At 68.0% G+C, this 12530-nt stretch carries 12 protein-coding genes; 10 read left to right on the plus strand and 2 right to left on the minus strand.

Translation table 11 applies throughout. From position 1 onward, the window contains the following. Positions 1-23 precede the first annotated feature (23 nt). From ACFQ0P_RS07795 to ACFQ0P_RS07840, 10 genes are all read left to right on the plus strand, one after another. Positions 24-833 (plus strand): FadR/GntR family transcriptional regulator, encoded by an 810-nt coding sequence (locus ACFQ0P_RS07795; protein WP_204978053.1) that lies wholly within the window; start codon positions 24-26, stop codon positions 831-833. 149 nt (positions 834-982) lie between these two features. Further along, positions 983-2251 carry an ABC transporter substrate-binding protein gene (locus ACFQ0P_RS07800; protein ID WP_204978055.1) on the plus strand — a complete coding sequence of 423 codons (1269 nt, stop codon included), beginning with the start codon at positions 983-985 and terminating at the stop codon, positions 2249-2251. A gap of 68 nt (positions 2252-2319) precedes the next feature. Beyond that, the gene (locus ACFQ0P_RS07805; protein ID WP_204978057.1) at positions 2320-3291 is read left to right on the plus strand and encodes a carbohydrate ABC transporter permease; all 972 of its coding nucleotides are present in this window, start codon (positions 2320-2322) and stop codon (positions 3289-3291) included. 14 nt (positions 3292-3305) lie between these two features. Next, positions 3306-4184, plus strand: coding sequence for a carbohydrate ABC transporter permease (locus ACFQ0P_RS07810; protein WP_378772372.1), 879 nt, complete (start codon positions 3306-3308; stop codon positions 4182-4184). Continuing rightward, entirely contained in the window at positions 4181-4531 is a 351-nt protein-coding gene (locus ACFQ0P_RS07815) for a DMT family transporter (RefSeq protein WP_204978061.1), read from the plus strand. The genes ACFQ0P_RS07810 and ACFQ0P_RS07815 overlap by 4 nt, the downstream gene beginning before the upstream one ends. After that, entirely contained in the window at positions 4528-4857 is a 330-nt protein-coding gene (locus tag ACFQ0P_RS07820) for a DMT family transporter (RefSeq protein WP_204978063.1), read from the plus strand. The genes ACFQ0P_RS07815 and ACFQ0P_RS07820 overlap by 4 nt, the downstream gene beginning before the upstream one ends. Positions 4858-4874: 17 nt before the next feature. Next, positions 4875-5918: a zinc-dependent alcohol dehydrogenase gene (locus tag ACFQ0P_RS07825; RefSeq protein WP_204978065.1), complete on the plus strand. Its 1044-nt coding sequence runs from the start codon at positions 4875-4877 to the stop codon at positions 5916-5918. Position 5919: 1 nt separating this feature from the next. Continuing rightward, a complete protein-coding gene (locus tag ACFQ0P_RS07830) occupies positions 5920-8412 on the plus strand; it encodes a glycoside hydrolase family 3 protein (RefSeq protein WP_204978067.1) in 2493 nt (830 codons plus the stop codon). Positions 8413-8426: 14 nt separating this feature from the next. Then, positions 8427-10202: a sulfatase gene (locus ACFQ0P_RS07835; protein WP_378772374.1), complete on the plus strand. Its 1776-nt coding sequence runs from the start codon at positions 8427-8429 to the stop codon at positions 10200-10202. After that, positions 10199-10825: a bifunctional 4-hydroxy-2-oxoglutarate aldolase/2-dehydro-3-deoxy-phosphogluconate aldolase gene (locus tag ACFQ0P_RS07840; protein ID WP_204978071.1), complete on the plus strand. Its 627-nt coding sequence runs from the start codon at positions 10199-10201 to the stop codon at positions 10823-10825. The genes ACFQ0P_RS07835 and ACFQ0P_RS07840 overlap by 4 nt, the downstream gene beginning before the upstream one ends. Before the next feature lie 118 nt (positions 10826-10943). On the opposite strand, the gene ACFQ0P_RS07845 is transcribed toward ACFQ0P_RS07840, so the two are convergent. Together ACFQ0P_RS07845 and ACFQ0P_RS07850 are read right to left on the minus strand one after the other, a co-directional pair. Then, positions 10944-11552: a VOC family protein gene (locus ACFQ0P_RS07845; protein ID WP_204978073.1), complete on the minus strand. Its 609-nt coding sequence runs from the start codon at positions 11550-11552 to the stop codon at positions 10944-10946. A gap of 108 nt (positions 11553-11660) precedes the next feature. After that, the gene (locus tag ACFQ0P_RS07850) at positions 11661-12443 is read right to left on the minus strand and encodes an IclR family transcriptional regulator (RefSeq protein WP_204978076.1); all 783 of its coding nucleotides are present in this window, start codon (positions 12441-12443) and stop codon (positions 11661-11663) included. Between the last annotated feature and the right edge of the window lie 87 nt (positions 12444-12530).

Raw genomic sequence — 12530 nt, forward strand, 5'->3', positions numbered from 1 at the left:
AACCTAGCGACGAGGAGTCTCCGATGAGCGATATCCAGGACCGCGGGGCACCGACGCCGCGCGCCAGCCGCGCCCACTTCGAGGCGGATCTCGTACGCAAGATCATGGGTGGCACATACGCTCCCGGTACGAAGCTTCCGAGTGAGAGGATCCTCGCCGAAACGAGCGGATTGTCGCGCCCGGTCATCCGCGAGGTGCTGCGGGGGCTCGTCGAGCGAGGCCTTATCGAGGTCATCCCGGCGCGCGGCGCGTTCGTTCACACGCCCGGCGTCATGCAATTGGCCGGGGTGGCAGGACCGGCGGCACGGCAGCAGGGTGCCACCCCGCGCGACTTGGTCGAGGCGCGGGAGCTGATCGAGGCGCAATCCGCGCTTCGCGCGGCTGAGCGGGCCACGCCTGACGACGTCGCGCAGCTGCGTGAACTGGTCGCCGCGTTCGACAGCGCGAAGACGACGATCGAGCGCACCCAGTGCGACCTCGCCCTTCATGCCTCGATCGCCCGGGTCTCCCGCAACCCTGTTCTCGGTATCCTCTTCGGCGCCATCGCACCGCTCGTCCTCGACGTGCAGCTGCGCAGCCTCGCCGATCCCGTCGTGCTCGAACAGGGCGCGCCGCTGCATCACGACATCGTGGACGCCATCGCCGCCGGCGACGCAGGCCGGGCCGCCGAGATGATGTCGCGACACATCCTGCTCGCGTTGGAACTGTACGGCGACGACCTCGACATCCCCCTCAACGACCTGGCCGTCGGTCGGCTCGAGTCCCTGCTCGGGAGCCAGCGTCAGCTCCAGAGCATCGTCGATGAGGTGCTCGCCACCACCGCGCTCGCCTAGCCGTTCGCCGATCTCTCCCCGTTACCGAAATGATGCTCACTGCGAACTGGTAATACCGGTAAGACTGGTCTAGACTGATGCCCGAGAGAGTTCCGGCCCTCGCGAAAAGCAGGGGCTCCCCTTCCAATGAAGCAATGAGGAGCAAGTCAATGTCTCGCAGACCAACCCGACGTCGCGTGATCACCACGGCCATTGCCACATCCGCCGTTGCCGTCCTGGTGGCCGGCTGCAGTGGCGATACAGGTGGAGGGGGCGACGAGGATGTCACCATCAAGGTGTCGCTCTTCGGCGCCGCCGCCGAGATCAAGGACCTGATCGCCCAGTACGAGGATGAGAACCCGAACGTGACCGTGGAGGTGTCTGCCGCGGCCAATAGCGAGGACGCGCGCACCGGCCTCCTCACCAAGATGGCGGCCGGCAGCGGCCTGGCAGACATCGAGATGCTTGAGGTCTCATGGATCGGTGAGCTGCGCCAGTACGCCGACAAGTTCGTCCCCGTCGCCGACGACGGATACGGCGGATGGGTGCCGGCGCAGGCCGAGCCCGTCACGGTCGACGGCACGCAGTTCGCCTACGGCATCGGTCTCGGACCGACCGCAATCTGCTACCGCTCCGACCTGCTCGACGCGGCTGGCGTTCCGAGCGACCCCGAGGCCGTCACGGCCGAGGTCGGCGGCTCATGGGACGAGTACTTCGCGGCCGGTGAGGCGTATGTGGATGCCGGCGGTGGGCCCTGGTACGACTCGTCCTACATGATCTACCTCGCGCAAGTGGAGCAGCTCGAGTTCCCCTACGAGGACGAGGACGGCAACGTTGTCGTCGACAACCCCGAGGTGGAGCGGATCTTCAAGGACACACTCGCGCTCGCTCCGAAGCTGTCGGCCAACCTGTCGCCGTTCTCGGAGGACTGGAACGCCGGCTTCGGCTCCGGAGCGTTCGCGACCGTCACGTGCCCGAGTTGGCTGCTGACAACGATCGAGGGCAACTCGCCCGACGTGACGACGTGGAACATCGCCAACGCGCTGCCCGGCGGCGGCGGCAACCTCGGCGGCTCGTACCTCGCGGTCCCGACCGCGAGCCAGCACCAGGAGCAGGCCGCAGCGCTGGCCTCCTGGCTGTCGGCCCCTGAGCAGCAGGTGGCCCTCTTCAAGGCGGGCTCGGCGTTCCCGAGCCGCGAAGAGGCGCTCACCGATCCGGCGCTGACGGACATCACGAGCGAGTACTTCAACGACGCGCCCGTCGGCGAGATCTTCGCTGACCGATCGACCGCGATCACCACAGTCACGTTCAAGGGGCCGCACTTCATCGCGATCGACACCGCAGCGTGGAACGCGATCTCGCGAGTGGAAGCCGGTCAGCAGTCCATCGACGACGCGTGGGACCAGTTCGTCCAGGAGTCGGAGGCCGCCGCGGAGTGATGATCGACGGGGGCGCGCCCGCGGGTGCGCCCCCGTCGGCATCCTCAACGGAGGGGAAGATCAGGGAAATGACCGTCACAGCAGATCAGGTGAGCCGCACGCGAACGACACCACCCATGGGAAGGCCGCCTCGCATCAGCCGCCGTTCCCGATGGGACTACCGGTACTCGCCGTACCTGTACATCCTCCCGTTCTTCGCCATATTCGCCGTCGTGGGGATCGCTCCACTGCTCTACACCTCGTGGGTCGCCCTTAACGACTGGGATCTCATCTCGCAGGAGGGCGCTTTCGTCGGGTTCGACAATTTCGCGAAGGTCCTCGGCACCTCGACATTCTGGGTCGCCCTGCGCAACACGGTCAGCATCTTCCTGATCACGATGATCCCGCACCTGGTACTCGCGCTCGCGATCGCCTACGCGCTCGACCGCAACATCCGCGCGGCGACGTTCTGGCGCATGGGTGTTCTCATCCCGTACGTCGTGTCGCCCGTCGCGATCGCCCTCATCTTCAACAGCTTCTTCGCCGATCAGTCGGGGCTGTTCAACACGTGGCTCACGCAGCTCGGCCTCAGCCCAATCGGGTGGCACACCGACACGCTCGCCAGTCATGTCGCGATCGCCACCATGATCAACTTCCGCTGGCTCGGGAACACCGCGCTGATCTTCCTTGCCGGAATGCAGGCGATACCCCGCGACCTCTACGAGGCCGCCAACGTCGACGGAGCGGGAGCGGGCAGGCAGTTCTTCTCGATCACGATCCCGCAGCTCCGCCCGACGATGATCTTCGTCATCCTGACGATGACGATCGGCGGTCTGCAGATCTTCGCCGAGCCGCGTCTGTACGACTTCCAGGGCCAGGGTGGGCCCAACCAGCAGTGGCTGACCCTGCCGCTCTACATCTACAACCTCGGCTGGCGAGAGCTCGACTTCGGCCAGGCGTCGGCGGCCTCCTGGCTGCTCTTCATCATCATCCTGGTGTTCGCGCTCCTGAATCTCTTCATCAGCAGCAGGATCGCCAACGAGGGAAGGAGCAAGCGATGAGCAACACATCCCTCATGGCCCTCGAACCGGCCGCGATGAAGACCCGGCGCACCCGTGCTCGCCGCATCCGCGGTGCCCGGCCCGGGTGGGTTCTCTACGCGTTCCTCGCCGTCGTCGTGCTCCTGAGCATTTTCCCGCTGTACTGGTCGTTCCTGATCGGAAGCGGCGACGCGCAGACACTCCGCGACCCCGACCGCTCCTGGCTGCCGGGCCCGAACTTCCTCGAGAACTCAGCCGCCGTCGTCGGCAATCCCGCCGTGAACTTCTGGCGAGCCCTCCTCAACAGCATCATCGTGTCCGTTGTGGTGTCGGCATCCGTCGTCTTCTTCTCAACGCTGGCCGGGTATGCGTTCGCGAAGTTTCGCTTCCGCGGCAAGGGGCCGCTGCTCGTGTTCGTCGTCCTCACCATCGCCGTCCCTACGCAACTCGGGGTCGTTCCGCTGTTCATGGTCATGTCGAAGCTCGGCTGGACGGGGACACTCGGAGCGGTCATCGTGCCGAACCTCGTGACCGCATTCGGCGTCTTCTGGATGACGCAGTACATTCAGCAGGTCGTGCCGGATGAGCTCATAGAGTCGGCGCGGATGGACGGCGCGAGCACCTTCCGCTCGTTCTGGAGCATCGTGCTCCCGGTCATCCGCCCCGCAGCATCAATGCTCGCCCTGTTCACCTTCGTGCTCACCTGGACGGACTTCTTCTGGCCGTTCATCATCCTCAACGGCAGCAACCCCACCCTGCCCGTCGCCCTCCAGCTGCTGCAGGCGAACTACTTCGTGGACTACTCGGTCGTTCTGGCCGGTGCGCTGCTGGCGACCCTGCCGCTCCTGCTCCTCTACGTCCTCGCCGGCAAGCAGCTCGTCGCGGGTGTCATGCAGGGGGCGGTCAAGGGATGACGCGCTCGCGCGTCGCCGGCCTCGCGCTGACCGGCGCGATCCTCGTCGAGGTCGCTGCGACCCTGTCGCTCAAGGCCGCGATCGTCCAGCCTCTTTGGTATGTCGCCGTTGTCGCCGGATACGCCACCGCCTTCGCGCTGCTCGCCGTCTGCCTGCGGGCGGGGATGCCGGTCGGAGTGGCGTACGCCATCTGGGGCGCATGCGGCGTGTTCCTCACCGCGCTCCTGGCCGCCCTCATCTTCGGCGAGATGCTGACTCCGATCATGGCGGTGGGCATGGCGCTCATCATTGGCGGCGTCCTTTTCGTCGAGGCGGGGCATCGATCGAAGCCGGCGGATGCGTCGTGAGCTGGCTTCTGCTCGCCTGCGCGATCGTGCTCGAAGTCGGGGCGACGCTCGCGCTGCGTGCCTCCGACGGCTTCTCGAAGCGCCAGTGGATTGGCCCTGTCGTGGTGGGGTACATCGGCGCGTTCACCCTGCTCGCTTTCTCGCTGCGGGCCGGGATGCCCGTCGGGGTGGCCTACGGAACCTGGGCGGCGCTCGGTGTCGCGCTGACCGCCGTCCTGGCGAAGGTCATCTTCGACGAACCGTTGACGCGCCGCATGATCGCGGGAATCGTGCTGATCGGCGCCGGCGTGCTACTGGTCGAGCTCGGCTCGACGTCGGCCCACTGACCCGGACGGAGGACATCATGCGCGACATGATGCGATCGCTGCGCTGGCGCGGCCGGCGCGACCTCGTCGTCGAACAAGTGCCCGTGCCGTCGCCGGACGACGACGAGGCGCTGATCCACGTCCTGTGGACCGGGATCTGCGGCAGCGACCTGGAGGAGTACCTCGAGGGCCCGGTGGTGATCCGCGGACCGGTCACGCTCGGCCACGAGATCGTCGGGCGGGTCGTGCGGGCTGCACGCGACGGCTCGGGCCCGGCCGAGGGTCAGATCGTCGTCGTCGACGTCGTGACCGGCTGCGGCGCGTGCTTCTGGTGCCTTTCGCACGAGGAAGGGCTCTGCCCGAGCCTCGTCGTGAAGGGGCAGCACGAGGACGGCGGTCTCGCGGAGCGCCTCGTCGCCCGCGCGGATCGCCTGATCCCCGTGCCCGAGGGCCTCGGCGCGAGGGAGGCCGCGCTGGCCGAGCCCACCGCGGTCGCCGTGCGGGCTGCGCGAAAGTTCGGACCCATCGATCGGCGCGGCGGTCTGGTCGTCGGGGGTGGCACGATCGGCCTCCTCGTGGCCCAGGTGCTGCGGCACGAGGGCGCCGAGCGCGTCGTGATCGTCGAGCCCGACGCCGACCGTGCTGCCGTCGCCACCGGGCTCGGCTTCGATGTCGTGTGGGCGGACTCGCCGAGCGACCGCGCCGCGCGGGTGGCTGCACTGTTCCCTGACCGAGGGGTCGATCTCGTCGCGGAGTGCTCGGGTGCCCCCGGCGCGGCGGCGGAGGCGATCGCGCTCGCCCGCGCCGGAGGCATCGTCGTGCTGCTGAGCGTGACACCGGGAACGACACCCATCGGCACGACCGAGGTCGTGCTGCGCGAGAAGACGATCCACGGATCAGCGGCCCACATGTGGGACACGGATGTCGCGCCCGCCGTCGCCCTGATCGCCTCCGGAGCCATCGATGTGAAGCCCCTCATCACCGCCGTCGTCCCGCTGACCGACGGTGCCGGCGCCTTCGAGCTGCTGGCCGACCGCACCGTATCCAACATCAAGATCCTCGTGAGGATCGGAGAAGAGTGAAATGACGTTCCCCGACAACGTCGACGCCCTCGCCGGGCTCGTCGCCGCGATGACCCTCGAAGAAAAGGTCGCCCTCGTCTCGGGCGGAAGCGCCTGGGGAACGGCGAGCGTTGCTTCCATCGGCCTGCGCGACCTCGTGCTGTCGGATGGCCCGAGCGGCGTGCGAGGCGCGGTCTGGGATGAGCGCGAGCCGTCGCTCTCGCTTCCCTCCGGCACGGCGCTCGCCGCCAGCTGGGACCCCGCGGTCGCGCGGCGGTACGGCGAAGTGGTCGCCGCCGAGGCGCGCGCGCACGGCGTCGACATGGTGCTCGGACCCACTATCAACCTCCACCGCTCACCGCTCGGGGGCCGCCACTTCGAGGCGTTCAGTGAGGATCCGGTGCTGACAGCCGATCTCGCGGCGGCCTACGTCGAGGGGGTGCAGGCGAGCGGCGTCGCCGCATGTCCGAAGCACTACGTCGCCAACGACTTCGAGACCGATCGGTTCACCGCCGACGTCCAGGTCGACGAACGGGCGCTCCGCGAGCTCTACCTCTTCGCCTTCGAGAAGTCGGTCGTCGAGGCCCGGGCCTGGGCGGTCATGAGCGCGTACAACTCGGTCAACGGTGTGACCTCGACCGAGAACGCGCTCCTCGACGAGCCGCTCAAGGGAGAGTGGGGCTTCGATGGCGTGGTCGTGAGCGACTGGACCGCCGTGCGCAGCCTCGAGAGCGCCCGGCGCGCGCAGGATCTCGCGATGCCAGGCCCCAGCGAGGCGTGGGGCTCACAGCTCGTCGCCGCGGTGCGCGACGGCACGGTGCCCTTGGCGACACTCGACGAGAAGGTCGGACGGATGCTGCTGCTGGCCGCCCGTGTCGGCGCGTGGGATACCCCGGGCACGCGTCCGCCCGCTCCCCTCGATGGTCCGGTGTTCGCGCGCGCGGCGGCCTCCGAGGGCATGGTCCTGCTGCGCAACGACGGAGTGCTTCCGCTCGATGCGGCGCGACTGACGAGGATCGCAGTCATCGGCGAGAGCGCCGCGCACCCCCGAATCCAGGGCGGGGGCAGCGCGACCGTGCTCCCCGCCCGCATCGAGTCGCCGTTGGAGGGGATCCGCTCGGCGCTCGCCGGTCGGGTCGAGGTCGACTACGCGCTCGGCACGCGCATCCGTACGGGCTTCCTACCGTTCGACCCCGGCGCCATGACCAATCCGATGACCGGTCTGCCAGGCGCCGTCCTCACGCACCTGGACGCCGACGGCGCGATCATCCGCGCCGAGGAGCGCTTCGCGGGCTACATCCTCGACTTCGGCGACGATTCCACACGGGATCGTCGTGCTGCCATCGGGTTCGCGACGGTCCTGCGTCCTTCCGACTCCGGCGATCTTCGCATCGGCTTCGCCTCGCCGGGCCACGGCCGCCTCTTCGTCGACGGCGTGCTGGTGCTCGATGAGACGCTCGCCGATGACTCGGATCAGGTGCAGGCGTTCTTCTCGCCGCCGGCGGCAACGATCACCCTGCCGGTCGAGCGGGGTGTGCCGCTGTCGCTCGTGTACGAGTTCGAGCCCGGCGCAATCGTCGACGGGGTGCCCGGATCGCTCAGCGTCACGTTCGGGATCGAGGTGGAAACCGATGCCGAGGAGGTCGCAGCCCGGCTGATCGAGGAGGCGGCGGTCGCGGCATCCCGTTCCGAAGTCGCCATCGTGGTCGTCGGCACCAACGAGCAGAGCGAGTGCGAGGGATTCGATCGCGATGACCTGCGCCTGCCGGGTCGTCAGGACGAGCTCGTCGAGGCGGTGCTGCGGGCGAACCCGCGGACGATCGTCGTCGTGAACGCGGGGGCGCCCGTCGAGATGCCGTGGCGCGATCGAGCCGCCGCAGTGCTGCTGGCATGGTTCGGCGGACAGGAGTTCGGCTCGGCGCTCGCCGACGTGCTCTTCGGCTTGGTCGAACCCGGCGGACGCCTGCCGACGACCTGGCCGGCGGCGCTCGCTGACGCGCCGATCACCGACGTCACACCCCGTGACGGGGTCGTGCGTTACGACGAAGGGATCCACATCGGCTACCGGGCCTGGCTGCGCGCAGGCGCACGGCCCGCCTATCCGTTCGGCTTCGGCCTCGGCTACACGCAGTGGAGCTATGGCGAGGCGGACGTCGCCGCATCATCCGAGGGCTGGTCGCTCCGGGTGACCGCCGAGAACCGCGGCGCCCGCGACGGAAAGGACGTCGTGCAGGTCTACGCTCGCCGCCGGTCGTCCGCGATCGACCGGCCCGCGCTGTGGCTCGTCGGATTCGCGCCGGTGCGCGCGGGTGCGGGCGAGACACGCGCCGTTGACATCGCGGTCCCGCGTCGCGCGCTCATGCACTGGGACACCGCTCACGCGGGCTGGTCGCTCGAAACGGGGGAGTATGAGCTGCTCGTCGGCCGTTCCGTCGACGAGATCGTCGCGACGACGGTCATCCACGTCGCCGGATCCGAGGCTCGCGAAGAGAGTCTGTCGGAGGCCGTTCGATGAGAGCCGTCGTCCTAATGTTCGACAGCCTGAATCGGCACATGCTTCAGCCGTATGTGGCCGACACCTTCGTGGAGACGCCGAACTTCCGGCGGCTCGCGTCGCTCTCGGTGACGTTCGACCGGTTCTACGCCGGATCGATGCCGTGCATCCCCGCCCGCCGTGAGCTGCACACCGGACGCTACAACTTCCTGCATCGCAGCTGGGGTCCGCTCGAGCCCTTTGACGACTCGATGCCCGAGATGCTCCGCACCGCGGGGATCCACACCCACCTCGTTTCGGACCATCCGCACTACTGGGAAGATGGCGGCGCGACTTATCACACGCGTTACAGCACGTGGGAGTTCCTGCGCGGTCAGGAGGGAGACCCGTGGAAGGGTGTCGTCGCACCCGGCCCGGCGGAGCACGGCACCCTTCTCGCGATGCAGCACCAGGACCGCGTCAACCGCAGCCACATGCCCACCGAGGCGGAGCACTCGCAGACCCTCACGGTCGATGCGGGCCTGGAGTTCATCGACACCAACGCTGCGGCCGACGACTGGATGCTGCAGGTGGAGCTGTTCGATCCGCACGAGCCCTTCTTCGCACCGCGCAGCTACAAGGACGCCTACCTCCCCGCGCACGATGGCCCCGAGTTCGACTGGCCAGGCTACGAGAAGGTCTTCGAGCCGCGTGAGCAGGTCGACGAGGCCAGACTCCACTACGCAGCACTCGTGACGATGTGCGACGCGTCGCTGGGTCGTGTGCTCGACGCCTTCGATCGGCACGACCTGTGGGACGACACGATGCTGATCGTCAACACCGACCACGGCTTTCTTCTGGGGGAGCACGGCTGGTGGGCGAAGTCCGTGCAGCCCTGGTACAACGAACTCGTCCATCTGCCGATGTTTGTGTGGGATCCGCGCTCGCGTTGGCCGGGACGCCGGCGCAACGCCCTCGCGCAAACGATCGACATCGCGCCCACCCTGCTGCGGTTCTTCGGGCTCGAACCCGGAAAGGACATGCTCGGTCAGGACCTCGGCGACATCGTGCGGGATGACGACGGTGGTCACGAGGCGATCCTGTTCGGCATCCATGGCGGGCATGTGAACGTGTCGGACGGTCGCTACGTCTACATGCGGGCGGCGGCGGATGCCTCGAACTCCCCGCTCGAAGAGTTCACGCTCATGCCCACTCACATGCGGTCGCGGTTTCGGACGGACGAGCTCGCCGGCTGGGCGCCGGCAGAGGCGATGTCCTTCACGAAGGGCGTGCGCACCATGCGAATGCCGACCTCGACCCCGCTGGTCAATCCCTGGATGCACGGGTCGCTGCTGTTCGATCTCGCGACTGACCCGCAGCAGCAGCAGCCCCTCGTCGATGACGCGGTCGAGTTGCGGCTGTTGGGCATTCTGCGCGACCTGCTCATCGCCAATGATGCGCCGACGAGCCAGTTCGAGCGTCTCGGCGTCCCTCGTGAGGGAACACTGCGCGCCGAGCATCTCCAGGTCGATGCGCACCGCGCTCGCGGCGCGCTGACCGCTGTCCCGATGCCTGCACCCGACCAACTGAACGTGCCCGAGGTCCTCGCACGTCCGCTTCGCGAGCTGCTCTCGGGACGACAGACCCGCGACATCGTCGCCCGTCACATTCCGGGAGCCGCCGACACCGAGCTGGTCGCGATCGACGGCGATATGTCGCTCATCGATCTGGCTCGCGTTGCGGCGATTCCCGTACAGACGCTCGTTCTGATCGACGCCGCGCTCCGAGCAGCGCGCAGCGAGACATCCATAGGCTCGGGAGCCCCATCATGACCATCTCCGACGCGTTCGATGAGCTGCTGGGCGGCCAACCCACGATGGGGGTGTTCAGAAACCTCAGCCCAGAGCTGGCCGTCGCCCGCGCCACGCGAGCGTGGGACGCGGGTGTGCGAAACGTGGAAATCCCCGTCCAGAGCCCGGACTGTATGCCGACACTCGAGGCCGTCGTCGCGGCTGCCCGCGAACGGGATCTGGTCGTCGGGGCGGGCACGGTCACATCGGTCGATCAGCTCGATGCGCTCGCGCGGTCGGGCATCGCATACACCGTGTCTCCGGGACTTGACGAGACGATCGTGCGCGCGAGCGCCGTCCGCGGCCTGCCTCATCTGCCCGGCGTGGCGACGGCATCGGAGATCCTCGCTGCACGACGACTCGGCCTTCGCTGGGTGAAGGCGTTCCCTGCGTCGGTGTTGGGGGCGCCCTGGATATCGGCGATGCGCGGTCCCTTCCCCGATCAGCGATTCGTGGTGACCGGCGGGATGACGGTTGCCACGACCTCGGAGTTTCTGGCGGCCGGTGCCTCGACTGTCGCTCTCGGCGATGCCTTCGACACCGTCGACGGTCTGGCTGCGGTGTCCGCCCTGATGGCACGAGTGGGCCCGAGGACTATCCCCTGAGCGCTGCGCTCGACGCGCGAACCTCACCGTCACCCGCTGCGTCGCCCCCCGCGAGGGAGCGAGACCGGGGATTTCCGGCTTTCTCGCTCCAGAGCGCCGAGTGTGCGTGAATCCCGGGTCACCAGAGCTCAGGCAGGTGGACCTGCGGGATCACTTCCGGCACGTATTCGCCGGCGCGCGCCCGCCTGTGGATCTCCTCCCAGTCCAGTCCCTCCGCACGGGCCGCAACGAGCATGTCGGGGTCGAAGTACTCGCCGATGGGATTGGCGCTGAACTCCTGCGAGGCCCACATCCATTCCTTCGACTTGGTCCAGCTGCCGAAGGTGTCGAACTGGATCTCGACCCCGTTGCCCTCCGGGTCCTGGTAGTACATCGACATCGTCATACCGTGGTCGAGATTGAGGAACGGGCGGATGCCGCGCTCGGCGAGGCGCTCGTAGTTGTCGAGCCAGGCGTGGAAGTCGGCGTACTCGAACGCGGTGTGGTGCAGGCCTGCGGTGTGACCCTTGTCGACCGGTGCCTTGAGATCGGGCAGCGCGAGCAGGGCGATGCGGTGGTTGGCCTCGTCGTTGGTCAGCCATGCGCCGTCGGTGCCGTGGTAGACGGGTTCGAGCCCGGCGACTGACTCGTAGAACGCGACCATCTCATCGAGCTTGAGGGTGGCGAAGGTCGTGTGGTGGAACACAGGTCGGGTGATCGGGCGGCGACGGCTGCGATTCGCGGTCATGGGTCTCTTCCTTGAGTTCGGGCGCGGCAAGCGGGATGCCTGACGACCTGTGTACTCAAGACTTCGGTCTCACCCGAGAAGCTTTCCGATGATTGGAAGCCTGCGACTTCAACGACCTGCCCGCCTGAGGTCGCGGGAGATGGCCCGCGCGATCGCGACGACGGCGGGCTCCAGCATTCGGGTATCCAGCGATCCGTCCGCGCCGACCACTGAAATCGCGGCCACGCATGCGCCCGAGCGATCGAAGATCGGCGCCCCCACGGATGCTGCCGGCTCGGGCGCGGTGCGGGTCATGTGGGCGACGCCGAGCGCGCGCACCGACTGCAGTTGCGAGCGGAGCGTGGATGCCGCTACGGGCGTGTGCTCCGGCTCGAGGAACAGCGCGCGCTGGAGGTACGCCTCCTGAAACTCGGTACGGCTGTGCGCGAGCAGGATGAGCCCGAGGCCGGTGCCGTGCAGCGGGACCCGGCCGCCGACGTAGGAGAGCACTCTGCCGGCACCCGGAGCGGACAGGCGCTCGATGATGATGCCCTCGTCGTTCTCCCGCACGGCGAGCTGCACGTGCTGCTGGGTGGCTCGGTGCAGGTCTTCCATGTAGGGCAGCGCGATGGCGCGGAGGCCGTGACCGCGGGGCGCGAGCGCCGCGTACTCGAGCATCCGGAGCCCGATCGAGAAGGTGCCGTCGGCCTGCCGCTCGAGCGCCCCGAGGCGGGCGAGATGCTGCGCGAGACGCAGAGTCGAGCTCAGCGGGATGCCGGCACGCTCGCTCAGCCGTGTGAGCGTGAGGTTCGTGTCCTCGTCGGTGAACGCGTCGAGCAGGCGGAATGCGCGGTCGAGCAGCGGCTCGCCCGACGGGGGGCGACCACCTCGTCGCGTCTTCACCTCTTCCATCCATTGAAACTACCAGTGAGGTTCGTGGACGGTCGGAGGCATGATCGGGGAGTCACCGTTGACCCATCGCCGACACCGGAGTTCGCA

The sequence above is a fragment of the Microbacterium insulae genome (genome assembly GCF_042677065.1).
GTDB classification, from domain to species: Bacteria; Actinomycetota; Actinomycetes; order Actinomycetales; family Microbacteriaceae; genus Microbacterium; species Microbacterium insulae.

What these genes read in the sequence shown, in the direction of transcription:
- ACFQ0P_RS07795 (WP_204978053.1), top strand. Translation starts at nt 24, where the DNA reads ATGAGCGATATCCAGGACCGCGGGGCACCGACGCCGCGCGCCAGCCGC.
- ACFQ0P_RS07800 (WP_204978055.1), top strand. Translation starts at nt 983, where the DNA reads ATGTCTCGCAGACCAACCCGACGTCGCGTGATCACCACGGCCATTGCC.
- ACFQ0P_RS07805 (WP_204978057.1), top strand. Translation starts at nt 2,320, where the DNA reads ATGACCGTCACAGCAGATCAGGTGAGCCGCACGCGAACGACACCACCC.
- ACFQ0P_RS07810 (WP_378772372.1), top strand. Translation starts at nt 3,306, where the DNA reads ATGGCCCTCGAACCGGCCGCGATGAAGACCCGGCGCACCCGTGCTCGC.
- ACFQ0P_RS07815 (WP_204978061.1), top strand. Translation starts at nt 4,181, where the DNA reads ATGACGCGCTCGCGCGTCGCCGGCCTCGCGCTGACCGGCGCGATCCTC.
- ACFQ0P_RS07825 (WP_204978065.1), top strand. Translation starts at nt 4,875, where the DNA reads ATGCGCGACATGATGCGATCGCTGCGCTGGCGCGGCCGGCGCGACCTC.
- ACFQ0P_RS07830 (WP_204978067.1), top strand. Translation starts at nt 5,920, where the DNA reads ATGACGTTCCCCGACAACGTCGACGCCCTCGCCGGGCTCGTCGCCGCG.
- ACFQ0P_RS07835 (WP_378772374.1), top strand. Translation starts at nt 8,427, where the DNA reads ATGTTCGACAGCCTGAATCGGCACATGCTTCAGCCGTATGTGGCCGAC.
- ACFQ0P_RS07840 (WP_204978071.1), top strand. Translation starts at nt 10,199, where the DNA reads ATGACCATCTCCGACGCGTTCGATGAGCTGCTGGGCGGCCAACCCACG.
- ACFQ0P_RS07845 (WP_204978073.1), bottom strand. Translation starts at nt 11,552, where the DNA reads ATGACCGCGAATCGCAGCCGTCGCCGCCCGATCACCCGACCTGTGTTC.
- ACFQ0P_RS07850 (WP_204978076.1), bottom strand. Translation starts at nt 12,443, where the DNA reads ATGGAAGAGGTGAAGACGCGACGAGGTGGTCGCCCCCCGTCGGGCGAG.